The following is a 22,104-nucleotide window of genomic DNA, read 5'->3' as shown; positions in this document are numbered from 1 at the left end:
GAGAGCGGAGTCGAGGCGGTCGCAGGGCCCTGTTAACATGGGGCGAAAACCCCGACGAGGAACCGTGATGACCCACGCACGCCCCGCCTGTCCCTGCGGCAGCGGCACGTCGCTGGCCCAGTGCTGCGGCCGCTACCATGCCGGCGAGGCCGCTCCTACCCCGGAGGCGCTGATGCGCTCCCGCTATAGCGCCTTCGCCCTGAACCTCACCGACTACCTGCTGGCGAGCTGGCATCCGAGCACTCGCCCTGCGGAGCTCGCCCCGGATCCGACCACCCGCTGGCTGCGCCTCGAGGTGCTGGAGAGCGACGAAGACGGCGATAGCGGTCACGTGCATTTCCGCGCCACCTTCCGCGAGGGGCGGCGCTTCGGGGTGCTGGAGGAGGCCTCGCGCTTTCGCCGGGAGGCCGGACGGTGGTATTACCTGGAGGGACGCCCCACGCTGACCCGCCTCAAGCCCGGCCGCAACGAACCCTGCCCCTGCGGCAGCGGTCGCAAGCTCAAGCAGTGCTGCGGAGCAGGCTAGGCCCTTCCTCGTCGGCTGGCCGTCAGCCGGGTCAGCCCTTACACTGCCGGGCTGATAGCCTCGCCACCTCGGCCCTTTCCCCCCACGTTCCGGACGCGTCCCATGGCCCAGACCCTCTCCAAGCGGATCAACAAGTACATCAGCGAAAGTGGCATGTGCTCGCGACGAGAAGCCGACCGCTACATCGAACAGGGCAACGTGCGCATCGACGGCAGGCGCGCCACCCCCGGTGACCAGGTCTTCCCGGGCAGCGTGGTCAAGGTCAACGGCCAGCTCGTCGAGCCGCTGGAGCTGGAGGAGGAGGACCTGGTCTTCATCGCCCTCAACAAGCCGGTGGGCATCGTCAGCACCACCGAGCCGAGCGAGAAGGCCAATATCGTCGACTTCGTCGGCCATGGGGCGCGCATCTTCCCCATCGGCCGGCTGGACAAGGACTCCCAGGGGTTGATCTTCCTGACCAACAACGGCGACCTGGTCAACCGCATCCTGAGGGCGAGCAACCAGCACGAGAAGGAGTACCGCGTCACCGTCAACAAGCCCATCACCGACGACTTCATCCAGGGTATGGGCAGCGGCGTGCCGATCCTCGGCGAGGTCACCAAGAAGTGTCCAGTGGTCAAGGAGTCCCGCTTCGTCTTCAACATCACCCTGGTCCAGGGCTTGAACCGCCAGATTCGCCGCATGTGCGAGGTGTTCGGCTACGAGGTGGTGAAGCTGGAACGGCTGCGGATCATGAACGTCACCCTCAAGGGGCTCGCCGAGGGGGACTGGCGGGACCTGACGCCCGCCGAGGTGTCGACGATCCTCGCCATGACCGAGCACTCCTCCTCCGAGGCCCAGACCCCCGGCCGCCGCTCTGCGCGGCGCCAGGGTGGCAGGGCCGGGGCCGGCAAGGCAGCGAGCCCCGGGGCGGGGGGCCGCAAGGGCGCAACGCCGCGCCGCGGCGAGGGTGGCAAGGCTGCCGGCGGCAAGCCGGCCAGCGGGAAGCCCGGAAGACGCAAGGCGTCAGGCGGCAGCGCGGCCGCGGGCAAGGCGGCGGGTGGCAAGAAGCCGAGCGCGAGGACGGCGGGCCCGAAGAAGGCCGGTGCCAAGCCATCCGGCACCAGGAAGCCCGGGTCAGGGCCTGGCAGGGGCAGCGGCCCGGCCGGCAAGTCCCGGGGCAGAAAGAAGTAGCGATCCCTCCCTCGACCGAGAGCCACCATGAGCGATGCCCGTCTCCACAGCCCCGCCGCGGCCCGTAACCGCCAGCCGATCCTCGAGGTGCTGCGCCAGGTCCTGCCCGAGCGGGCCCGGGTGCTGGAGGTGACCAGCGGCAGCGGCGAGCATGCCCTCTACTGCGCCGGCGCCATGCCCGGCTGGCACTGGCAACCCAGCGACCCCAGCGACGAGGCGCTGGCCTCCATTGCCGCCTGGCGCGAGACGGCGGCGCTGCCCAACCTGGCCGCGCCGCGGCATCTCGACGCCACCGAACCCGGCGGCTGGCCGGCAGAGTCCTTCGACGCCATCGTGGCCATCAACCTGCTGCATATCTCGCCCTGGGCGGTCACCGAGGCGTTGATGGCTCGCGCCGGTGAGCGCCTGGTGCCGGGCGGCACGCTCTATCTCTACGGTCCCTATCGGCGGGGCGGCGAGCACACCGCGCCCAGCAACGCCGCCTTCGACGCCAGCCTCAGGCGCCACGATCCGCGCTGGGGCGTGCGCGACCTCGAGGCGGTCGTGGCCGAGGCGACGTGCCGTGGCCTCGAGCTCGAGCGAGTCATGGATATGCCCGCCAACAACCTCAGCGTGGTCCTCGTCAGGGGGCAGGCCCTCTCCACCGCCTGAGGGCCCGCCCCGCAGGATTACTCCGGCATCTCGCCGGGCACCCGGTAGCGCGGAGCCTGGCGGTCGCGCTCCTCGCGGGTCAGGGTCTCGTCGTCGGCGGGCACGCCCCACAGGGTCTCCTGGCTACCGTCGGGAAAGGTGTAAGTGGTACAGCCGGCGAGCAGCAGCGGGGCGCTCAGCAGGGCAACGATCAGAAGCGGGCGCGTCGAGAGCATGCAGATTCCTTGGTCATGCGGGGAAGCGAAGAGCGTCGGTCATCGCGGCCGTGGTGCTCCAGGCCGCGGCGCCTGTCGACCTTACCCCCCGGCGGGTCTTCTGGGAAGGCCTGCGGCCGGGCTCAGGGGAAAGTCGAGGAGACAGCGGACGAAAGCATCGGTAATGTCTCATGCTCATTGACCCTGGCACAGGACCCAGCCATGCAAACACTGCTCGATGCGCTCGCCGAGATCGTCGGCCCCGAGAACCTTCTGACCGGTGAGGCCGTGCGCCAGCGCAGCGTCGACTGGTTCACCTCGGCCCCCTGCGAGGCCGCGGCCATCGTGCGACCCGGGAATACCGAGCAGCTCAGCCGCGTCATGGCCCTCTGCCATGCGGCTCGCCAGCCGGTGGTCACCCACGGCGGCCTGACCGGGGTGGTGCACGGTGCGGTGGCGGCGCCCAGTGAGCTTGCGATCTCCCTGGAGCGCATGAGCGCCATCGAGGCGATCGACCCGGTGGGTGGCACCCTCACCGTCCAGGCCGGGGCGCCGCTGCAGCGGGTCCAGGAGGCCGCCGCCGAGATCGGCATGCAGTTCCCGCTGGACCTGGGCGCTCGAGGCTCCTGCACCATCGGCGGTAACATCGCCACCAACGCTGGCGGCATCCGGGTGATCCGCTACGGCATGATGCGCCAGCAGGTGCTGGGGCTCGAGGCGGTGCTGGCCGACGGCCGCGTGCTGAGCTCCATGAATCACATGCTCAAGAACAACGCCGGTTTCGACCTGAAGCAGCTCTTCATCGGCAGCGAGGGGACGCTCGGCATCGTCACCCGTGCCGTGCTGCGCCTGCAGCCGGCCCTGGCCAGCGAGCAGTGCGCCCTGGTGGCGGTACCCAGCTTCGCGGCGCTGACCAGCCTGCTCAACCTGGCGCCCCGGCGCATCGGGCTGAGCGCCTTCGAGGCGCTGTGGAACAGCCACTACCGGCTGATGACCGAGGAGAGCGGCGCCCATACCCCGCCGCTGGCCACCGATTCGCCCTTCTACGCCATCCTCGAGAGCCAGGGCATGGACGCCGAGCACGACGCCGAGCAGTTCCAGGCGCTGCTGGAGGAGGCCTTCGAGGCGGAGCTGATCACCGACGCGGTGCTGGCGAGCTCCGAGGCCCAGCGCCAGGCGATCTGGGCGATCCGCGAGGACATCGAGGTGCTGGTGCGCACGCTCAATCCGATGTTCTCCTTCGACGTCAGCCTGCCGATTCCCGCCATGGAGGCCTATGTGGAGGCGCTGGAGCAGCGCCTGGCCGAGGCCTGGCCCGGGGTCGCGCGGCTGGTCACCTTCGGCCACCTGGGCGACGGCAATCTGCACCTGATGATCACGGTGCGAGACGGCGGCGCCGAGAGCCGTCGGGCGGTGGAGCAGCTGGTCTATGCGCCGCTGGCCGAGATCGGCGGCTCGATCTCTGCCGAGCATGGCATCGGCCTGGAGAAGCGCGACTACCTGAGCCTCAGTCGCAGCGAGACGGAGATCGCCACCATGCGCCTGCTCAAGCAGGCCCTCGACCCCCATGGCCTGCTCAACCCCGGCAAGGTGCTGGGGTGAGCGCCAGGACGTGACATCCGGCGCCGCTCAGGCGCCGGACCAGCCCGCGAGTATCGGCACGTAGACCACCAGCAGCAGCACCGCGATCAGCCCCAGCAGGTAGGGGAGGATCGCTCGGGTGATGCGCTCCAGCGGCAGCTGGGTCACCGAGGAGGCGACGTAGAGGTTGATCGCCACCGGTGGGGTGATCATCCCGATGGCGAGCCCCATCACGATGATGATGCCGAAGTGGATCGGGTCGATGCCGAGCTGGGTCACCAGCGGCAGCAGCACCGGGGTGAGGATGATCAGGGCACTGGCAGTCTCGATGAAGACCCCGGTGAGCAGGATCACCGCCACGATCAGCAGCATGATCACCAGCGGGTCGGTGGAGAGCGAGAGCACCGCGCTTGCGATGGCGCCGGGCACCTGCCAGCTGGAGAGGGTCCAGCTCAGCACCGCCGAGGTGGCGATCACCAGCATGATCACCGAGGTGGTGATCGCCGAGCGGATCAGGATGCGGTAGACGTCGGCAAGGCTCAGGTCGCGGTAGACGAACAGCGACACCAGCAGGGCGTAGTTCACCGCCACCACCGCGGCCTCGCTGGGGGTGAAGATCCCCGAGAAGATGCCGCCCAGGATGATCACCGGGGTCATCAGCCCCCAGCTCGCGCTCAGGAAGGTGCGCCAGATGGTGGCCAGCGAGAGTTCGGTGCCGCGGGGGTAGTTGCGGCGGTAGGCCTGGACGATGGCGATGGCGCCGAGTCCCAGCCCCATGGCGATCCCCGGTAGGATGCCGCTCAGGAACAGCTTCGAGACCGACTGCTGGGCGATCACCGCGTAGATGATCATCGGCACCGAGGGGGGGATCACCACGCCGATGGTGCCGCTGGCGGCGATCAGGCTGGCCGCCGAGGCCGGGTCGTAGCCCTTCTTGCGCAGCTCCGGCACCAGGCTCGAGCCCACCGCGGCGGTGGTGGCGGCGCCGGAGCCCGAGATCGCTGCGAAGAACATGCCGGCGCCCACCGAAACCAGGGAGAGCCCGCCCTTGAGGAAGCCGAACAGAGCATCGGCGAAGTCGACCAGCTTCTCGCTCACCTTGCCCTGAGCCATCAGGTCCCCGGCGAGGATGAACATGGGCACCGCCACCAGGGCGAAGGAGTTGATGCCCTGGAACATCTGCTGGGTGACCACCATCAGCGGCACGCCCTGGGCGTTCAGGGCCAGCAGGGTGCTGGCGCCGATGGCCAGGGCGATGGGGACCCCCAGCAGCATGAAGAGGAAGAAGAGCAGGAACAGCACGCCGGTCATGGGAGAGGCTCCTCGGCTGTGCCGCTGCCACCCTTGTCATCGTCGCGGGCGGCATCCGGCCCCTGGATCAGCAGCTCCAGCAGGTCGACCAGGGCGTACCAGGCCATGATCGCCGCCGAGAGCGGGATGACGGCGTAGACATAGGTCATGGAGAGGCGCAGCGAGGCGGACTTCTGGAAGCTCTGCACCTGCATGTAGCGATGGCCGATCACCACCAGCGCCACCATGAAGCCCAGCGCCACCAGCACCGCGGCGATGCGCGCGAGCTGGCGCAGGCGCAGCGGCAGGGCGTCCACCACGAAGGTCACGGCGATATGGCGCCCGCGCTGGAAGGCCAGGGTGGCGGCGAGGAAGGTGATCCACACCAGCAGGAAGCGGGCGACCTCCTCGGTCCAGACCACCGCCGTGAAGAAGACCCGCGAGACGATCTGCAGGGTGATCACGCCGATCAACGCCGCCATTCCCGTGAAGACCACGGGCTGCATGACGGCGTCGAGGGCGCGCTCACTCCACTGCAGGGGGCGCAGCAGGTAGCGCGCAAGTGGATTCACTTATTCCAGCGCCTCACGGATGCGCTCGAGGTAGTCGCCGAACTGCTCGCCGTACTTCTCGTAGACCGGCGCCACGGCGGCCTGGAAGGCCTCGAGGTCGGCATCGTCGATGATCTGCATGCCCGCCTCGCGCAGCTCAGCCAGCTGCTCCGCCTCCATCTCGGCGTTGACGCGGCGCTCATGCTCGGCGGCCTCCTGGGCGGCCTGCACCAGCACCTCCTGGGCGGCCTCGGGCAGCTGGTTCCAGCTCGGCATGCCCATCACGAAGAGCGCCGGCGCATAGGTATGCCGGGTCAGCGTCATGTGCGCCTGGGTCTCGTTGAGCTTGAAGGAGTGGATGACGTTGACCGGGTTCTCCTGGCCATCGATGGTCCCCTGCTGCATGGCGGTCAGCGCCTCGGTCCAGGCCATGGGGATGGCGTTGGCGCCGAGCTCGCGGAAGGTGTCGGTGTAGACCGGGTTCTCCATCACGCGGATGCGCAGGCCGTCGAGGTCGTCGGGGCTCGATACCGGACGCTCGCTGTTGGTCAGGTTGCGAAAGCCACGCTCGGCGTAGGCCAGGCCCTTGAGGTTGACCTCGGCGAGCTTGTCGAGGAGCTCCTGGCCGATGGGGCCGTCGAGCACCTCGTAGGCGGCCTCGGGGCTCGGGAACAGGAACGGCAGTTCGAAGACCGCCATCTCCTCGACGAAGTTGGCCACCGGCCCGTTGGTGATCACCCCCATGTCCACGGTGCCGATCTGCATGCCCTCGAGCAGGGTGCGCTCGTCGCCCAGGCTGGCGTTGGGGTAAAGGTCCACGGTGACGGCACCCTCGGTGCGCTCCTGGACCAGCTCCTGGAACTTCACGGCGGCGATATGGAAGCCGTCCTGCTCGTTGACCACGTGGGCCAGGCGCAGGGTGACTGGGTCCATCTCGGCGAACTCGGAGGCGTTGGCGAAGGTCATGACGGCCAGGGAGATCCCCAGCGCCAGCGTGCTGCGTACGAAGCCTTTCATTATTGGTTTCCTTTGTAGTGTCAGCGTCTTGCGGTTCGATGCCCTGCCGAGCATGCACCGCCCCGGGGAGGCCGGTCAATGGCTTCGGCGACGGCTACAGCAGCCGATACATCACGTGGGCGTCCACCGGGCCGTGCACGGGGTGGCGAAAGGCTCGGGGCAGGGTGCCGGCGATGGCGAAGCCGTGCCTCTGCCACAGCTTGACCGCCACCTCGTTGGTGGCCACCACCAGGTTGTACTGCATGGCACTGAAGCCGAGCTCGCGAGCCAGCCCCAGGGAGTGCTCGCACATCCGACCGGCGACGCCGAGGCCGCGGGCCTGCGCGGCGACGATATAGCCGCAGTTGGCCACGTGGTTGCCGGGGCCGGCCTGGTTGGCCTTGAGATAGTAGGTGCCGAGCAGGGTGCCCTGCGCATCGACCGCCACCCGCACCGCCCGGGGCAGCTCGACCCACATCCGGTGGGCGTCCTGCTCGCCGATGTCGCGGGGCACGGCGTAGGTCTCCCCGGCGCGGAACACCGGTTCGAGCATCGCCCAGACGGCGGGCCAGTCGGCGGGGTCGTAGGCGCGAATGCCGATCGGCGATGAACCCGTCATGAGGCCTCCTGCTGGGCGCGCAGCCAGGCGATCTCCTCGGCCCAGATGGCCGGCTCTATGGTCTCCAGCACCAGGGGGATGCCGTCGGTGCGCGCATCGCGCATCAGGGTGGTGAAGCAGGCAAGGCCGATATTGCCCTGGCCCAGGCTGTGGTGGCGGTCGACCCGGCTGCCGAGTTCGCTCTTGGCGTCGTTGAGGTGCATGCCCTTGAGGTACTCGATGCCCACCACCCGCTCGAACTCGTCGAGCATGGCGGTGGTCGCCTCGGCGGTGCGCAGGTCGTAGCCGGCGGCGAAGGCGTGGCAGGTATCGAGGCAGACGCCTACTCGACCCTTGTCCTCCACCTGCTCGATGATCTCGGCCAGATGCTCGAATCGCCAGCCCAGGTTGCTGCCCTGGCCGGCGGTGTTCTCGATCACCGCGGTGACGCTGCGGGTCCGGGTCAGCGCCTCGTTGATCGACTCGGCGATGCGCGCGAGACACTCGGACTCACTGATCTTCTTCAGGTGGCTGCCCGGATGAAAGTTGAGCAGGTCGATGCCGAGCCGCTCGCAGCGCTGCATCTCGTCGACGAAGGCCGTCCGGGACTTGGCCAGGCCCTCCGCTTCCGGGTGGCCGAGGTTGATCAGGTAGCTGTCGTGGGGAAGGATCTGCCCCGGCCCGAAGCCGTGCCGGCGGCAGGCGGCACGGAACGCCTCGACGGTGGCATCATCCAGCGGCTTGGCGTTCCACTGGCGCTGGTTCTTGGTGAACAGGGCGAAGGCGTTGGCGCCGATCTCGACCGCGCGCAGTACCGCCTGATCGACGCCGCCCGCGGCGCTGACGTGGGCTCCGATATATTTCATGGTGAACGGGATGGCTCCGCTGCTGTCTCGGGAATGGCTCGGGATTCTAGCGCAACTCGCCGCGGGGTGCGGGGTGTCATCTCCACCAGCGGCATGCTAGGGTCATTGGATGCCCATGATTTTTCAGGAGATTGCATGACATTTGCCAAGCCCCTCGCCGTGATCGGCAGCAGCGCCCTTGCCCTGACCTTCGCCCTGGCCGCCCCCGCCGTGGCCCAGCAGATGCCTCAGGGCGGCGCGCCCAGCGCCGAACAGCAGGTGGCCCAGCTCGACGAGCTGGTGAACCTGGACGACAGCCAGGAGCAGGAGCTGATCGCGCTGCTGACCGATGGCCAGGAGCGGCTGCAGTCGCTGCAGGCCGAGGCCCAGGGCGTGCAGATGCAGATCCACGAGCAGATCGGCCCGGAGTTCGACGAGGCCGCCATTCGTCGTGACGCCGAGCGGCTCGGCCAGCTCACTGGCGACATGACCGCCGAGAGCGCCCTTATGCAGGCCCGCATCCAGTCCACCCTGACCGCGGAGCAGCGCGACGAGCTCGAGCGCCTGGCCGAGGAGCAGGAGGCGCAGATGCGCCAGATGCAGGAGCAGATGCAACAGCAGCAGATGCCAGCCGAATAAGCCGAAGGCCCCTCTCAGAGCGGGGCCCTGGCGCGATCAAGAGGCGACCCTTCGGGGTCGCCTCTTGCGTTACCGCCCTGGCCTGCGCCCCAGCCAGTGGCGGTGTCCCAGGGGCGACGGCCGGTCCACCACCAGCCCCTCATCGGGGCGATGGGGGTGGGGGGAGGAGGGCCGCGGCGGTTGGCGTCGGGCCAGGGCGAGCAGCCGGCGGACGCGCTCGTCGGTGGGCGGGTGGGTCTGCAGCAGGCGGAACCAGCCCGGCGGGCGGCCACCGAGCAGCAGGGCCGACAGCCACAGCCCCTGGCGGCGCTCCAGCACCTGAAGGGCCGCGGCCAGGCCCAGCGGATCCCGGGTCAGCGCGGCCGCCTCGAGGTCCGCGGTGAACTCCCGGTTGCGCGACAACGCCAGCTGCAGCAGGGTGCTGGCCGAAGGCGCCAGGGCCACCACCAGCAGCTCCAGCCAGGGCATCCTGAGCTCACCGGCCAGCACCATGGGCAGCATCAGCACAAGCCCCAGCTGCACCAGGAAGGCGCCCCAGATGGTCAGGCGCGTCATGGTCGCCGCCATGGACATGACCCGGGTATCCCCGTGGCGCAGGTGGCTCACCTCGTGGGCCAGCACCCCGGCCAGCTGGCGCAGGTCGAGGGTGCGCACCAGGCCGTCGGTGAGGGCGATGCCCCCCTCGCGGGCGTCCCCCACGGCGAAGGCGTTGAGGTCCGCCGACGGCACGTAGAAGAGCTGGGGTTCGGCGTGGATCCCTGCACGGCGATAGAGCAGATCCAGCACCCGGTAGAGCGCCGGCGCCTGGTGACGGCGCAGCAGGCCGGCATTGGCGCGGGCGAGCGCCAGGCGCGGTGGGATGCGCCCGCCCAGATAGAGGGTCAGCGCTACCAGACCGAAGGCCCAGGCCACCCCGAAGGCGCCCGCCAGCAGGTAGCCGGGCACCGCCAGCAGCAGGGCCAGACCGGCCAGGATCAGCAGGTGCTGCAGGGCGTTTCTGAGCCGCTGGGCGGCCAGGCGATGGGTCACGATGGCTCCTGATGACTCTCAATGGGGAGAGGGCAACTCGCTGATGTTGTTTGCGATTCTGGCGTAACGGGCTGTTTTCGTTAAAAATCGTTACGCTCACGCAACAATATGGAAATTGATTCCGCGCATTGAAATGTCGAAAATCCTGGGTTATATAGTATTTTCCCTACCAAGGAGACACGCCATGTCAACTTCCACCCAAGCGATCGTTCTGGACAGCGAAGTGCTCGAGTACTGGGCCACCACCGCCATGGCGCAGCGCGCCGCCAGTGACGCCATTCGCGCCTACATCGTCTGATTATCAGCGTTTGACACGATGATGGCGCAGGGCCAGGGAGGGCCCCCGACGCTTTACGGCTGAGACGACCAATCCGTTCGAGCCGTCCGCTTCGCCCCCTCGATTGACCTCCCGCCCGTCCCCTTTCGTCTTTGTGTCACCCCCTGCTTTGCAGCATACTTTGTCGTTTCCAAAAGGCACAGGATCGCCCGGCGCTAACCGCCAGGCTCCGATCCCAACGGCAAGCATCAAGGACGCGGCATGGCCCATCTGTTACGCATCGTGATGATCCACGGCCACCTCGAGGGCGTGGTCGAGCTCAGTGTGGATGGCCACACCAACATCTGCGGTACCAATGCCTCGGGCAAGACGACCCTGCAGCGGCTGGTGCCGGTGTTCTATGGGGAGCTGCCCAATCGGGTCGTCCCGCGCACCCGGCTCAAGTTCGATGCCTTCTACCTGCCCCATCGCAACAGCTACCTCGTCTACGAGTATCGCCGCGAGGAGGGAGACGTCTGCCAGGCGGTGCTGACCCGCCGCAGCGAGGGTGGCGTGGAGTACCGCTTCGTCGGCGCGCCCTATCGGCCCGAGGACTACCTGGTGGAGAGTGAGGCCGGGGTGACGGCCCTGGACTACGCCCAGTGGGCCAACGGCCTGCGTCGCCAGGGGGTCTCGCTGTCCCCCAAGTTCGGCGCCACCTCCGAATATCGCTCGGTGATCCAGAACGACTTCACCCAGGTCGGTGATGCCCAGCCCCGGGCCAACAGCCGCGACGGGCTGCGCCTGCGCCAGGTGGCCGCCCGCTTCAGCCTGGTGCGCCCGGGGCAGCGCATCCGCCATATGGAGAAGCTGGTCTCGGCGGTGCACGCCAAGGAGGGCAAGATGGACACCCTCAAGACCATGCTGGCGGCGATCTTCGAGGAGGACGGCGTCGAGCTGCCGGTCACCCGCATTCGCAACACCAAGGCGCGGGAGTGGATCGCCCGCATGCGCCAGTCCATGCGCCTGGACCCCCTGCAGCGTTCCCTGGCCGCCCTCGAGAGCCTCGATCGCGAGCTCGCCGACCTCGAGGCCTCGCTGTGGCAGCTCAGGCCCCAGCTCGAGGCCGACCGCCACCGGGCCGAGCGCACCCGGGCCGACCTCGAGGCCGAGCTCGGCCAGCGCCAGCGCGACTTCCAGGCCCAGGAGCAGGCCTACCGCGAGACACGCGATGCCCTCAACGATCGTGCAAGCGAGCTCGACAGCGAGCTGGACAAGACCCGCGGGGACCTGGACGACCTGCAGCGCCGCTTCGAGGCCTATGAGGAGGCCGACATGCCGGGCCTCGAGCAGGACCTCAAGGCGCTGCCCCAGTGGCGCGAGCAGCAGCAGCAGCTGCGCGACCACCTCGAGCTCATGGAGCAGGCGTTCCAGGCCAGCAAGGCGCGGCTCGAGGCCCGCCTGGTGGAGCTGGGCGATCTGCTGGAGCAGCGCCGCGACGAGATCCAGGCGCTGATCGATGCCCTGGGCGAGGAGAAGGAGGGCTGCCTGGAGGCCCAGCGCGAGGCGCAGAGCCGCCTCGAGGCCGACTACCAGGCGCGCCGCCAGGCCCTGGACGACGACTACCGCAGCCGCCTGGAGCAGGGCACCGCTCGGCTTTCCGAGCTCAAGGCACAGCTTGCCCACACCGCCCAGACCGCGGAGGAGGCCCGCGAGGCCGAGCTCGCCCAGGCGCGGGTCGATCAGGCCCGCAGCGAGCAGCAGGCCGCCACGGCGGCGGTCGACAGCCTGCGCAGCGAGCTGGACGAGCGCCGGCAGGCGCGGGAGGCCGCCGAGCGCGAGCTGGAGCTGGCTCGCGCGCAACGCTCCCGGGCCGAGGCCCATCTGGAGACGCTGCGAGTGCAGCGCGACCCCGCCCAGGGCAGCCTGCGCCACTTCCTGCGCCACCATCGCCCGGGCTGGGAAGAGACCCTCGGCAAGGTGATCGCCCCGGCGCTGCTCGAACGCCGCGACCTGGCGCCTCAGTTCAACGACGAGGCCAGCGCTGACCTCTTCGGCCTGGCGCTGGACCTCTCCGCCATTGCGCTGCCCGACTACGCCCAGGACGAGGCCAGCCTGCTGGCCGAGATCGAGGCCGCCGAGCAGGCGCTCGGCGAGGCCCAGGCGGCGATCCAGGCGGCGGAGAAGGCCCTCAGAGCGCGCCATGACGCGGTGCAGGAAGCCACTGCGCGCCTCGACCGTGGGCGCAGCGCCAGCCGGCGCACCGGCGAGGAGGTGGAGTACGCCCTGCAGGCCCGTCGCCAGTGCCAGGAGCGTCATGCTGGCGCCCAGCAGGCCCGCCAACACGCCTGCCGCGCGGCCCTGGAGGAGCAGCAGGCGACCCAGCAGGCGTTGAGCGAGGAGCGACAGCGTGCCCTGGCGGCACTGGCGGAGACCCACCGCGCCCAGGGCCTCGAGCTGACCGCCGACTACCAGGGTCGGCTGTCCGGCTTCGAACAGCAGATCCAGCAATACCGCCGCCAGCTCGGCGAACTCAAGGAGGAGAATCGCCGCCAGCGCGAGGAGCTGCAGGCCGCCTTCGACCGCGAGCTGGCCGAGCAGGGCGTCGACACCGTCCGTCTCGGGGAGACCCGCACCCGCCTCGAGGCCCTCGGCAAGCGCATCCGTGCGACCGAGGCGCGCCGTGAGGAGCTCGACGACTACGCCCGCTTCATGCGCGTGGAGTGGGGCGAGCGCAAGCCCCGGCTGGTGGAGAAGGAGGCGTCGCTCGACCGCGATCGCCAGGCGGCGGAGCGCGAGCGCGAGCAGCACAGGGCCGACTTCCGTGCCGCCAGCCAGGCGCACCAGGCCGCGGTGGGCGAGCTCAAGGTCCGCCGCGACGCCGAGCAGGCGCTGGTGGAGACCCTGGCGCCGCTGCTCGACAAGCTCGCCGACCTGGCGCTGGCGCCCGCCGCCGAGCCCCGCGGCGAAGCGCCGGGCGATGCCGCCGAGCGCATCGAGCGCGCCCGCCAGGCGCTGGCCGACCACGCCCGCCAGCTCGACGAGCTGCGCCGCGGCTGCGAGAAGATCGAGGTCGAGCTGGTCAAGGGGGCCAGCGCCGACTTCCAGGACGCCCTGGAGGCCGAGCGCGCCAAGCTCGAGGATCCCGGCCCGCGCCGCCTGCTCGGGGTGCTGCGCGACATGCTCCAGCTGCTCGAGGGCCAGCAACAGCAGCTGCTGCAGGAGGGGCGCAACCTCAGCGACGACCTCGACAAGTTCTTCACCGTGTTCCGCGACCTCAACCGCCGCATCAACGCCCAGAGCCGGCGGCTCTCCGACGAGGTGGCCGACGACCTCCGGCTGGAGGGCATCGGCCGCGCCGAGGTGAAGATCCAGTCCACCATCGACGAGCTGGGCTTCTGGGAGCCGCTTAAGCGCTTTGCCCAGCGCTATCGGGAGTGGCGGGAGTCCGGCCAGCCACTGCCCAGTGACGACTACCTCGATGCCCTGGCCGACGTGGTGGAGCTGTTGCGTAGCGACCAGCAGTACAGCTTCGAGAGCCTGCTGCGCCTGGAGCTGCACCTCAATGAGGGCGGCACCGACCTGGTGATCCGTAACGACCGCCAGCTTCTGGAGTCCTCCAGCCACGGCATGGCCTACCTGATCCTGTGCAAGTTCCTGCTCGCCTTCACCCGGCTGCTGCGGGGCCAGGCCGAGATCGCCATCCACTGGCCCATCGACGAGATCGGCACCCTGGCCTATCACAACGTCGAGAAGCTGTTCGACGCCTGTGACAACAACCGCATCCATATCGTCGGCGCCTTCCCCAACCCGGAGTCGGACGTGCTGCTGCTGTTCCACAATCGCTACCTGATCGACCGCGACGAGGCGGCCCCGGAGAAGCGCCGCCTCAAGCGCATCGAGCCGCGCCTGAGCCGCCTGGCCCAGCGCCTCCAGGCCCGTGCCGAGGAGGCCGCCTCATGAGCGATATGATCCACAGCGATGGCGCCATGGTGGCGCCTTCCATGGTCGAACTGGGCCCGCTGCTCGAACGCCTGCTGGCCGGCGAGTTCATCTGCGCGGTGAGCGACGAGAGCGCCTTTCGCCGTCTCGAGGACGAGGCGACCCGCGAACGGCTCGATGCCTACCTGCGCCCGCTCAACCGCCGCCTGGCCACCAGCGACGAGGGCAGCGTCTACTTTCTGGCCTGGCGCGTGCTCGACGAGGCCGCCCGGGAGCAGCTCTCCCGGCAGCTGGCCGAGACGGTCTCAAGCCTGCTGCCGCTGCTGGAGTGGCTGCAGCTGGTCCAGGAGACTCTGGGGCGCGACGGCCTGGCCTCCGCGGGGGACGTGCTCAAGCCCGCGGACTTCAGCTCCCGATGCGAGGACAACCAGGGCCTGCGCGAGCGCCTCGAGCGCCTCGCCACCGACCCCTTCTTCGGCTCCCAGAGCGAGCAGCTCGACGCCCAGATCAAGCAGGTCTTCAAGCGGCTCAGGGAGCACGGCTACCTGCTCCAGCCCCACGCCGACCGGCAGTACTACGTGGTGACCGCCAAGATCGACTACCTGATCGACCTGGTGCGCTTCATCCGCGACGAGGAGCACCTGCCCATCGAAGACCAGGCGCCGGCCGGCCAGGAGAGCCTGCTGTGACGGGGGGCGTCGGCGACCCTCACGCCCTGGAGAGCCGGCTGATCAGCACCGGCACCGAGCGGCTGGCGCTGCTCGGCAAGCACGCCGAGACGCTGATGGCCGGCTACGCCCGGGACGAGGTGCCGCTGGCCGGGCTGAGCAAGACCGCGCTGAACCGGCTTCTCGCCGCGCGCATCCTGTGGCGCCCGGACGAGCAGGGCGGGGTCAAGCTCGCCCCCAAGGTGCGCGAGCTGATCGCGGAGATGCTGGCCGACGAGACCCGCCGCCATGTCAACGCCGACGTCGCCGAGTCCCTGGAGCTCCTGCGCAGCCTCGTGCAGAGCTACCGCGAGGCGCGGGATGCCGGCGACTACTGGCGCCAGGAGCAGCAGCTGCTGCGCCTGCGCCAGGAGGTGGACGACCTCAACGGCCGCTTCGCCGACGCCATCGACAGCCTGTGGCGCCGCCTCAACAGCGACTTCGGCTTCGTCAGCCGGCTGGGCGACAAGATCCGCGAGAACGAGCGGGCCCAGAAGCAGATCGTGCGCCTGCTCGACGGCCTGGCGCTGATCGACTTCACCGAGCTGATCGAGCTGGTGGGGGGCGACGGCGCCCTGCGCAAGCTCCTGGTGAGCGGCCTGCAGCACCAGCTCAGCCGCCATTACACCAGCCTGCGCGAGGTGCAGCGGCGGATGATCGAGCTGCTGGCACGCTTCCGCCAGCAGCAGGCGCGCAGCCGCCTGGTGGCCGGCATGGCCGCCTTCCTGCGCGAGCATCCCGGCTTCGTGCCCGGCAACTACGCCCGGCGCAGCGAGGTGCCGGCGCTGGTCAACCGCGCCGCGCCGCTGATCGCCGCCGGTGCCGCCGCCCTGGACCACGACGCCGACAGCCGCACCCTGGCTGGGCTGCTTCATCGCCTGCCCAGGCCAGCAACGCGCTCCGAGCCGGTGACCGCCGCCGGCGCCGCACAGATTCAGGAGGCCACCCTCGTCGCCGCCCGCCATCAGGCGCTCAAGGAGGACGTGGAGCGCTTCTATCTCGCGGTGGTGGACGGCGGCGGTGAGCCGCGCAGCGCACTCGAGTACCTGCAGGAGGGCGAGTTCGAGTGGGGCGAGGAGATCTGGCTGTTCCAGGTCATCGCCGAGTACCAGGGGCTGCCGCGGGGGGAGCAGCGAGCCTTCCGGCTGCGCCAGCAGGAGACCCAGGCCAGCCCCTTCAACCACCTGCGGCTGATCCACGACGTCATCCTTCAACTGGAGGCCTGAATCAGCCCACCGGAGGCTCCATGCATCTCTCGTCCCGCGCCCGCACCCTGCTGCACGATGCCGCCCGCTCCCTGCGCCGGGTGGCCCAGGTCGACAAGCGCCGCAGCCGGGTGGTGGAGGAGGTCGTCGCCTGGTGCGAGGCTCACGACATCGAGCCCGGCCCGCGGCTGACCCATGGCCGGCTGCGGCTGGACCGCGATCTGCTCGAGCGCATCGACGACACCCTGGGCGCCCTGGGTCATCCCCGCCTCGAGGACACCCTGGCGGGGTTGACCAGCGCCGAGCAGGCGCGGCTCGGGAATCTCGAGCACAAGAGCGTGCGCGAGGCGCCGCGCCGACAGCGAGTGCTGGCCAGCCTTCCCGCGGGCGATCCGCGCCCTGGCCTCGCGAGCCGGCCCCGGGACTTCCTCGACCTCGATCGCCGAGAGATCGCCCTGGAGGCCTTCGACGTGCTGCTCCAGGTCGAGAACCTCGACAGCTTCTATGCCTTCGACCCGGCGATACCGGCGCTGGCCGGCTGGTCCCGCCCGCTGGTGCTCTACCGCGGCGATCGCCACTATGGCGGCGGCTTCGCCGCCCTGGCCGCCGACTGGTCCGCCACCGGAAGGCCGCACCTCTACCTGGGCGACTTCGATGCCGCGGGGCTTCACAACGCCCTGGGCAGCGGGGCGACCCACCTGCTGCTGCCGCCCCTGGCGTTCATGTCGAACCGGGCCAGCGGCGAGCAGCTCCCGGCGGATCAGATGCCCCTGCAGGCATCGCTTCGCGACCACGCTGCGCGCCTGCCGGCAGACCATCCGTTGGCCCGCCACCTGGCCGTGCTGCTGGGCGAACAGCGCGGTCTTCTCCAGCAGTGGTTCGGCCCCGACGAGTCGCTGGCGCTGCTGCCGCTGGGATAGGCCGCCGCCTTCAACGACATCGCCGCACCCGAGGGTGCGGCGATGGAGGGTGGCGGCATGGGCCGCCGGGTCAGGGGCGGGACGCTCAGGCCATGGCGGCCTGGTAGCGGCGCTCCACCTCGTCCCAGTCGATGACGTTGAAGAACTCGGCCACGTAGTCCGGGCGCTTGTTCTGGAATTTCAGGTAGTAGGCGTGCTCCCACACGTCCAGGCCCAGCACCGGGGTGTTGCCGTTGGAGAGGGGGCTGTCCTGGTTCAGGGAGTTCTCCACCACCAGGCCCTTCTGGGGGGTGACGCAGAGCCAGGCCCAGCCGCTGCCGAAGCGCCCCAGGGCGGCCTGGGTGAAGGCCTCCTTGAAGGCGTCGAAGCCGCCGAGCTCCTTGTCGATGGCCTGGGCCACCTGGCCCTTGGGCGCGCCGCCGCCGTCGGGCGACATCATCTGCCAGAACATGGTGTGGTTGGAGTGGCCGCCGCCGTTGTTGATCACCGCCTGGCGCTTGTCGGCCGGCACGCGATCCAGGTTGGCCAGCAGCTCGTCCACCGGTACCTCCTCGAGGCCGGTCCCCTGCAGGGCGGCGTTGAGGTTGTTGACGTAGGTCTGGTGGTGCCGGGAGTGGTGGATCTCCATGGTCAGCGCATCGATGTGGGGCTCCAGGGCATCGTAGGCATAGGGAAGATCGGGCAGGCTGTGGGGCATGGTTGCACCTCCATCGGTCGTCGGGAAATGTATTCCTTCAAGATCACCCGACAGCATGGCAGAGCCGGCCGGAATCGGCCAATAAGAATCATTATCGGCTTATGTAGGCAAAGGCAATCGGCTAGTCTGGGCCGCCCTTCGCCAGCGAGGCCTGCTGCCAGGTAGACTCGCCGTTATCGACTGTCAGCATGCCCTCATCGACGAGGCCGCCGACCCCAGCCCACCCCCGGAGCCCTGCATGCCCCTCGATCTGGAACTCATTCTCATCGTCCTGGTTGCCCTCCTGCTCGGTGCGGCAGGGGGCTTCGCCCTGGGTCGGGGCGGGCTCAAGGCCGCTCGCCGGGCGCTCGATGCCACCCGCGCCGAGCTGCATGACCAGCAGCTGGAGGCCCGCGAGCAGGCGGTGGCGCTGCAGGTGGCCGAGGGGGAGGTGGAGACACAGCGCGAGGACGTGGCGGCCCGGGCGCGGGAGGTCGAGCGCTTCCGCGAGGCCTATTACGCCCTGAAACAGACCCACGGCGAGCTGACCAGCCGCCTGGAGGAGAAGGAGGCGAGCTTCAGTCGTCAGCTGGCCTGGATGGAGCAGAGCAAGCAACAGCTCAGGGTGGAGTTCGAGAACCTCGCCAACGAGCTGCTCGAGCAGAAGGGCAAGGCCTTCTCGTCGCTCTCCGAGCGCAACCTGCTGGGGCTGCTCAAGCCCTTCCAGGAGGAGATGAAGGGCTTTCGCGAGAAGGTGGAGACCCTGCATACCCAGGAGACCGCCCAGCGGGCCAGCCTCACCACCGAGCTCAGGCACCTGCAGCAGCTCAACCGTGACATCACCGACCAGGCGGCGCGGCTCACCGAGGCGCTCAAGGGGCAGAAGAAGGTGCAGGGCAACTGGGGCGAGCTGATGCTGGAGAACGTCCTCGACAGCGCGGGCCTGCGCCCAGGTCAGGACTACCAGCGCGAGAGGAGCTTCACCACCGAGGAGGGCAAGCGCCGCCCGGATGCGCTGGTTTACCTGCCTCAGGGGCGCCACCTGGTGATCGATGCCAAGACGTCGCTGGCCGCCTACCTGGAGTACGTCAACGCCGAAGATGAGCTGACCCGTCAGACGTCGCTGGCGGCTCACGCCCGGGCGGTGGGCGCGCGCATCGAGGAGCTGGCCGACAAGCACTACTACGACCTGCCGGGGCTCAACTCGCCGGAGGTGGTGATCATGTTCATTCCGGTGGAGTCGGCCTATATCGAGGCGCTGCGCCACGACGGCACCCTCTACCAGCGCGCCATCGAACGCAATGTGCTGGTGGCCACGCCCACCACGCTGCTCACCAGCCTGAACATCGTCGGCCAACTGTGGCGCTTCGAGAACCAGAGCCGCCACAGCGCTGAGCTGGCCAGGAAGGCGGAGCGCTTCTACCACAAGCTGGGCTCCTTTCTGGAGAGCATGCAGGACGTCGGCAGGAAGCTGGATGGCGCCCGGGTCAGCTACGACAGGGCGCTGGGGCAGCTGGTCAACGGCAAGGGCAACCTGATCAAGCAGGCCAGCGAGTTCCAGGAGCTGGGCGTGGCGGTCAAGAAGGAACTGCCCGCCGAGCTCGTCGAGCGTGCAGGGCTCGAGGTGGGCACTGCCACGCAGCCCGCTGCCGAGACCTCGCCGGCAGATGCCCGGGAGCGATAGGCGGACCCTGATCGTTCTGCGGCGAGTCGTGCGTCAGCGGCACCGTCAGCGGGCGCTGAGCTGGTTCACCTCGGTCAGGCTGCCGTTCCAGATCATCTCCAGGTGGCAGGCCTGGACGATGCCGGAGACCCGGCTGGGGGTGAGCAGTGCCCAGCAGGTGGCGCCCTGTCGGCGTACCGAGCGGTAGCGCAGGCCGGGCTCGCCGGCGGCGCGCAGGGCATGGCCCAGGGCGCGGGACGCGCCGTAGTCGCTCGGGTGATAGATGGCGTGACCGGCGGGGAGGCAGGGCCCGTCGCGACAGCCCGCCTCGTCGATGTCGGCCACAAGGCCGCGGAACACGAAGCGTTCGAAGTGCAGCCCCTCCACCCGCTGCCAGTAGGCCTGCTGGTGGTGCCTCACCTCGGCGATGGCGGTCTCCAGCGCATCGGCCAGGTAGAGGACCCCGAAGTTGCCGTCGCTGAACCGCGAGCCATCCGGGTTGACGTGGGTAAAGGGCGCCACCGCATAGCTGCAGCCGCGAATACCGAAGGGGATCTCGTTCCTGGGCAGCAGCGCCAGGTTGCCTGCCTCGGTCTGCAGGCGCGGATGGGTCAGCGCCTGCAGGGCGAAGATGGCCTCGAACTCGGCGGCATCGGCCACATCGTCGAACAGGCCGATGGGCGGGAACTTGCTGTTGACCAGCCGATGGCCGCGGACCCTGCCGGGGGGCAGGGCGGGTAGCTCGCCGGGTGTTACCACTGGGCGCCTCGCAGGGCAGCGATGCGCTTGAAGGTCTCGTAGAGGGCGGCAATATCGCCGCCGCCGATCAGCGACAGCGGGGTGCGGCCATTGAAGTAGGGGTTGTGGTTGGCCATGGCCATGAAGCCGTAGCGGTTCGCCGGGTTGTCGAACAGGATGCGCAGCGCCGCATGGATATTCAGCAGGTAGCTGATGCGGGTGAGCTGGTCGCGGTCGAGCTTGATCTCGGCCAGGTCGCCCCGGCGGGCGCGGGCGTAGGTGCTGTGGGAGACGCGCAGGATCGCCTCGCCCTGCTCGCCGCTGGCGCCCCAGCGGTCGAGGATGCGCACCGCCGTCTTGAGCCCTGCGGCGGCCGCGGCCTTGTCATGGGTCGGGGTGGCAGTGTCGAGCATGGGGCCTCCCGCTCTGTGTTGATAAAGATTCTGTGTTTATGAAGACATAATAGCCCATTTTGTATTTGCAGAGACAGCTCGCCCGCCATGGTGCCCCGCCTGGCGGAAAAAGATGCCCGCCGGCGTTGGCAATGGCGCCTTTTCTTGGTGAAGTGCTGGGGCGGCCCGGCAGGGGCCAGGCACAGGAACAGGGAGTGGAGATGGCCTTTCGTTTTCAGCGCCGTATTCGTCTGGCGCCCGGCGTGCGCCTCAACCTCGGCAAGCGCGGCCTGGGGCTCTCGGTGGGGCCGCGCGGCGCCAGCCTGAGCATGGGGCCGAGCGGGGTGCACGGCCATGCGGGTCTTCCCGGCACCGGCCTGGCCTACCGGCGCCGGCTCGACGGTGGCGGTGGTGCGGGCACGCAGGACAAGTCCGACGCGGGCGCCACGGCCGCCAGCCGTGCGGCGGTGCTGGAGGCGCTGCTGGCCGAGGGTGGCAGCCTGGCGGTGCAGTTGGAGGTCGAGGAGGGCGGCCAGGTCGTCTACTTCCACGCCGACGGCTCCCCCCTGTGCAGCGCCGAGGCCCGGGTGCTGCGCCGCCATGCCGAGGAAACACTTCGCGAACAGCTGCTGGCCCACTGCGAGCGGCTCAATGCCGACCTCGACCGCCTGGGGCGGCTGCACGAGGAAACACCGCCGCCCGAGGCGGGAGGCTATCTCATGCGCGACTTCGACGAACCGCCCCCGCCTCCGTTCCAGCCTCAGGCTCCCGGCCTGCGCCATGCCCTCTGGTCGCCGGCCAGGCGCCGCCTCGAGGAGGAGAATCGCCGGCGCCGCGACGAATTCGACGAGCATTACCGGGCCTGGGAGTGGCGCAAGGCCGACCACGACGCGGCGGAATTCTCCCGTCATCGCCGGGAGAGCGAGGAGGTGTGGGACGATCCGGCGGCCATGGAGCAGACGCTGCGTGACCGGCTGGAGGAGATCGACTGGCCCCGCGAGACCCTGATCGACTTCGACCTGGGCAGCGACCTGCGCACCATCGCCGTGGACATCGACCTGCCCGGCGAAGAGGAGATGCCGGACCGCTACTGGGGCATGCCCCCCAAGCAGCTCAGGCTCAGCCCGCGCAAGCTCGGCGCCACCCGCCAGCGTGAGCTCTACCGCGACCATGTCCACGGCATCGCCTTTCGAGTGCTGGGGGCGGTGTTCGCCCGCCTGCCCGCCGTGGTGGAGGCCCGCATCTCCGGCTATCGCCAGGTGCCCGAGCCCGCCACCGGGGGCCAGCGCGACCAGTACCTCTACAGCGTCAAGGTGAGCCGGGAGCAGTGGGGGAAGATCCACTTCGACCGCCTCGACCAGGTGGACCCGGTGGCCGCCATGGAGGCCTTCACCCTGCGCCGCGACATGACGCGAACCGGAATCTTCCGGGATATCGAGCCCCTTAAGCTGGTGTAGGTGTGCCAGGTCAAGGCGGGGAGCCCGGGTGGCGGTTATGCTGGACTCGCGCTGATGACCAGCGCCCCGCGCCGC

The 22,104-nt window shown here is 69.4% G+C and carries 21 protein-coding genes; 11 read left to right on the top strand and 10 right to left on the bottom strand.

Features of this window, described 5'->3' with window-relative positions:
- Positions 1-67: 67 nt before the first annotated feature.
- The 3 genes from HIR79_RS11315 (at position 68) to HIR79_RS11305 (ending at position 2,350) form a co-directional block, all read left to right on the top strand.
- The gene (locus HIR79_RS11315) at positions 68-526 is read left to right on the top strand and encodes a YchJ family protein (protein WP_169958437.1); all 459 of its coding nucleotides are present in this window, start codon (positions 68-70) and stop codon (positions 524-526) included.
- A gap of 102 nt (positions 527-628) precedes the next feature.
- Positions 629-1,699, top strand: coding sequence for a 23S rRNA pseudouridine(2604) synthase RluF (gene rluF / locus HIR79_RS11310; RefSeq protein ID WP_169958436.1), 1,071 nt, complete (start codon positions 629-631; stop codon positions 1,697-1,699).
- A 27-nt stretch (positions 1,700-1,726) separates the two neighbouring features.
- The gene (locus tag HIR79_RS11305) at positions 1,727-2,350 is read left to right on the top strand and encodes a DUF938 domain-containing protein (protein ID WP_169958435.1); all 624 of its coding nucleotides are present in this window, start codon (positions 1,727-1,729) and stop codon (positions 2,348-2,350) included.
- Positions 2,351-2,367: 17 nt separating this feature from the next.
- Here the strand turns inward: HIR79_RS11305 and HIR79_RS11300 are convergent, their stop codons facing one another.
- Positions 2,368-2,565: a hypothetical protein gene (locus HIR79_RS11300; RefSeq protein WP_169958434.1), complete on the bottom strand. Its 198-nt coding sequence runs from the start codon at positions 2,563-2,565 to the stop codon at positions 2,368-2,370.
- 201 nt (positions 2,566-2,766) lie between these two features.
- On the opposite strand from HIR79_RS11300, the gene HIR79_RS11295 reads away from it, so the two are divergent.
- Positions 2,767-4,146: an FAD-binding oxidoreductase gene (locus HIR79_RS11295; protein ID WP_169958433.1), complete on the top strand. Its 1,380-nt coding sequence runs from the start codon at positions 2,767-2,769 to the stop codon at positions 4,144-4,146.
- 27 nt (positions 4,147-4,173) lie between these two features.
- Here HIR79_RS11295 and HIR79_RS11290 read toward each other — a convergent pair whose 3' ends face one another.
- The 5 genes from HIR79_RS11290 to nfo form a co-directional block, all read right to left on the bottom strand.
- The gene (locus HIR79_RS11290) at positions 4,174-5,436 is read right to left on the bottom strand and encodes a TRAP transporter large permease (protein ID WP_169958432.1); all 1,263 of its coding nucleotides are present in this window, start codon (positions 5,434-5,436) and stop codon (positions 4,174-4,176) included.
- On the bottom strand, positions 5,433-5,921 hold the full coding sequence (locus HIR79_RS11285; RefSeq protein WP_169959551.1) for a TRAP transporter small permease: 489 nt from the start codon (positions 5,919-5,921) through the stop codon (positions 5,433-5,435). The genes HIR79_RS11290 and HIR79_RS11285 overlap by 4 nt, the downstream gene beginning before the upstream one ends.
- 66 nt (positions 5,922-5,987) lie before the next feature.
- Complete coding sequence (locus HIR79_RS11280; RefSeq protein ID WP_169958431.1) at positions 5,988-6,983, bottom strand: TRAP transporter substrate-binding protein; 996 nt, start codon at positions 6,981-6,983, stop codon at positions 5,988-5,990.
- 94 nt (positions 6,984-7,077) lie between these two features.
- Positions 7,078-7,581 (bottom strand): GNAT family N-acetyltransferase, encoded by a 504-nt coding sequence (locus HIR79_RS11275; protein ID WP_169958430.1) that lies wholly within the window; start codon positions 7,579-7,581, stop codon positions 7,078-7,080.
- Positions 7,578-8,426, bottom strand: coding sequence for a deoxyribonuclease IV (gene nfo / locus HIR79_RS11270; protein ID WP_169958429.1), 849 nt, complete (start codon positions 8,424-8,426; stop codon positions 7,578-7,580). Before nfo ends, HIR79_RS11275 begins: the two co-directional genes overlap by 4 nt.
- Before the next feature lie 135 nt (positions 8,427-8,561).
- Between nfo and HIR79_RS11265 the strand changes: the two genes are divergently transcribed.
- Positions 8,562-9,044, top strand: coding sequence for a Spy/CpxP family protein refolding chaperone (locus HIR79_RS11265; RefSeq protein WP_169958428.1), 483 nt, complete (start codon positions 8,562-8,564; stop codon positions 9,042-9,044).
- A 69-nt stretch (positions 9,045-9,113) separates the two neighbouring features.
- Here the strand turns inward: HIR79_RS11265 and HIR79_RS11260 are convergent, their stop codons facing one another.
- Positions 9,114-10,073: a zinc metalloprotease HtpX gene (locus HIR79_RS11260; protein ID WP_169958427.1), complete on the bottom strand. Its 960-nt coding sequence runs from the start codon at positions 10,071-10,073 to the stop codon at positions 9,114-9,116.
- A gap of 538 nt (positions 10,074-10,611) precedes the next feature.
- Here HIR79_RS11260 and HIR79_RS11255 point away from each other — a divergent pair.
- The 4 genes from HIR79_RS11255 to HIR79_RS11240 are packed head-to-tail and all read left to right on the top strand — an operon-like array spanning position 10,612 to position 17,103.
- Positions 10,612-14,292, top strand: a complete 3,681-nt coding sequence (locus tag HIR79_RS11255; RefSeq protein ID WP_169958426.1) for an ATP-binding protein — start codon at positions 10,612-10,614, stop codon at positions 14,290-14,292.
- Between the two features lie 41 nt (positions 14,293-14,333).
- Positions 14,334-14,960, top strand: coding sequence for a condensin complex protein MksE (locus HIR79_RS11250; protein ID WP_169959550.1), 627 nt, complete (start codon positions 14,334-14,336; stop codon positions 14,958-14,960).
- The gene (locus HIR79_RS11245; protein WP_169958425.1) at positions 14,957-16,204 is read left to right on the top strand and encodes an SET domain-containing protein; all 1,248 of its coding nucleotides are present in this window, start codon (positions 14,957-14,959) and stop codon (positions 16,202-16,204) included. Before HIR79_RS11250 ends, HIR79_RS11245 begins: the two co-directional genes overlap by 4 nt.
- 20 nt (positions 16,205-16,224) lie before the next feature.
- Positions 16,225-17,103, top strand: a complete 879-nt coding sequence (locus tag HIR79_RS11240; protein WP_169958424.1) for a DUF7281 domain-containing protein — start codon at positions 16,225-16,227, stop codon at positions 17,101-17,103.
- A gap of 85 nt (positions 17,104-17,188) precedes the next feature.
- On the opposite strand, the gene HIR79_RS11235 is transcribed toward HIR79_RS11240, so the two are convergent.
- Entirely contained in the window at positions 17,189-17,800 is a 612-nt protein-coding gene (locus tag HIR79_RS11235; RefSeq protein ID WP_169958423.1) for a superoxide dismutase, read from the bottom strand.
- Between the two features lie 238 nt (positions 17,801-18,038).
- On the opposite strand from HIR79_RS11235, the gene HIR79_RS11230 reads away from it, so the two are divergent.
- Complete coding sequence (locus HIR79_RS11230; protein WP_169958422.1) at positions 18,039-19,463, top strand: DNA recombination protein RmuC; 1,425 nt, start codon at positions 18,039-18,041, stop codon at positions 19,461-19,463.
- A gap of 45 nt (positions 19,464-19,508) precedes the next feature.
- Here the strand turns inward: HIR79_RS11230 and HIR79_RS11225 are convergent, their stop codons facing one another.
- Together HIR79_RS11225 and HIR79_RS11220 are read right to left on the bottom strand one after the other, a co-directional pair.
- Positions 19,509-20,201 carry an RES family NAD+ phosphorylase gene (locus tag HIR79_RS11225; RefSeq protein WP_169958421.1) on the bottom strand — a complete coding sequence of 231 codons (693 nt, stop codon included), beginning with the start codon at positions 20,199-20,201 and terminating at the stop codon, positions 19,509-19,511.
- Complete coding sequence (locus HIR79_RS11220; protein WP_169958420.1) at positions 20,195-20,593, bottom strand: antitoxin Xre-like helix-turn-helix domain-containing protein; 399 nt, start codon at positions 20,591-20,593, stop codon at positions 20,195-20,197. Before HIR79_RS11220 ends, HIR79_RS11225 begins: the two co-directional genes overlap by 7 nt.
- A gap of 200 nt (positions 20,594-20,793) precedes the next feature.
- Here HIR79_RS11220 and HIR79_RS11215 point away from each other — a divergent pair, with 200 nt between their 5' ends.
- Positions 20,794-22,029: a DUF4236 domain-containing protein gene (locus HIR79_RS11215; RefSeq protein ID WP_169958419.1), complete on the top strand. Its 1,236-nt coding sequence runs from the start codon at positions 20,794-20,796 to the stop codon at positions 22,027-22,029.
- The last annotated feature ends 75 nt before the right edge of the window (positions 22,030-22,104 follow it).

It is taken from the genome of Halomonas sp. PGE1, from assembly GCF_013000985.1.
Classification (GTDB): Bacteria; Pseudomonadota; Gammaproteobacteria; order Pseudomonadales; family Halomonadaceae; genus Halomonas; species Halomonas alkalicola.
This window is presented reverse-complemented; position numbering and strand designations above follow the sequence as displayed.

Bases quoted from the DNA above. Each gene is read 5' to 3' on its own strand.
- HIR79_RS11315 (WP_169958437.1), top strand. From the start codon at position 68: ATGACCCACGCACGCCCCGCCTGTCCCTGCGGCAGCGGCACGTCGCTG.
- rluF (WP_169958436.1), top strand. From the start codon at position 629: ATGGCCCAGACCCTCTCCAAGCGGATCAACAAGTACATCAGCGAAAGT.
- HIR79_RS11305 (WP_169958435.1), top strand. From the start codon at position 1,727: ATGAGCGATGCCCGTCTCCACAGCCCCGCCGCGGCCCGTAACCGCCAG.
- HIR79_RS11300 (WP_169958434.1), bottom strand. From the start codon at position 2,565: ATGCTCTCGACGCGCCCGCTTCTGATCGTTGCCCTGCTGAGCGCCCCG.
- HIR79_RS11295 (WP_169958433.1), top strand. From the start codon at position 2,767: ATGCAAACACTGCTCGATGCGCTCGCCGAGATCGTCGGCCCCGAGAAC.
- HIR79_RS11290 (WP_169958432.1), bottom strand. From the start codon at position 5,436: ATGACCGGCGTGCTGTTCCTGCTCTTCTTCCTCTTCATGCTGCTGGGG.
- HIR79_RS11285 (WP_169959551.1), bottom strand. From the start codon at position 5,921: ATGCAGCCCGTGGTCTTCACGGGAATGGCGGCGTTGATCGGCGTGATC.
- HIR79_RS11280 (WP_169958431.1), bottom strand. From the start codon at position 6,983: ATGAAAGGCTTCGTACGCAGCACGCTGGCGCTGGGGATCTCCCTGGCC.
- HIR79_RS11275 (WP_169958430.1), bottom strand. From the start codon at position 7,581: ATGACGGGTTCATCGCCGATCGGCATTCGCGCCTACGACCCCGCCGAC.
- nfo (WP_169958429.1), bottom strand. From the start codon at position 8,426: ATGAAATATATCGGAGCCCACGTCAGCGCCGCGGGCGGCGTCGATCAG.
- HIR79_RS11265 (WP_169958428.1), top strand. From the start codon at position 8,562: ATGACATTTGCCAAGCCCCTCGCCGTGATCGGCAGCAGCGCCCTTGCC.
- HIR79_RS11255 (WP_169958426.1), top strand. From the start codon at position 10,612: ATGGCCCATCTGTTACGCATCGTGATGATCCACGGCCACCTCGAGGGC.
- HIR79_RS11250 (WP_169959550.1), top strand. From the start codon at position 14,334: ATGGTCGAACTGGGCCCGCTGCTCGAACGCCTGCTGGCCGGCGAGTTC.
- HIR79_RS11240 (WP_169958424.1), top strand. From the start codon at position 16,225: ATGCATCTCTCGTCCCGCGCCCGCACCCTGCTGCACGATGCCGCCCGC.
- HIR79_RS11235 (WP_169958423.1), bottom strand. From the start codon at position 17,800: ATGCCCCACAGCCTGCCCGATCTTCCCTATGCCTACGATGCCCTGGAG.
- HIR79_RS11230 (WP_169958422.1), top strand. From the start codon at position 18,039: ATGCCCCTCGATCTGGAACTCATTCTCATCGTCCTGGTTGCCCTCCTG.
- HIR79_RS11220 (WP_169958420.1), bottom strand. From the start codon at position 20,593: ATGCTCGACACTGCCACCCCGACCCATGACAAGGCCGCGGCCGCCGCA.
- HIR79_RS11215 (WP_169958419.1), top strand. From the start codon at position 20,794: ATGGCCTTTCGTTTTCAGCGCCGTATTCGTCTGGCGCCCGGCGTGCGC.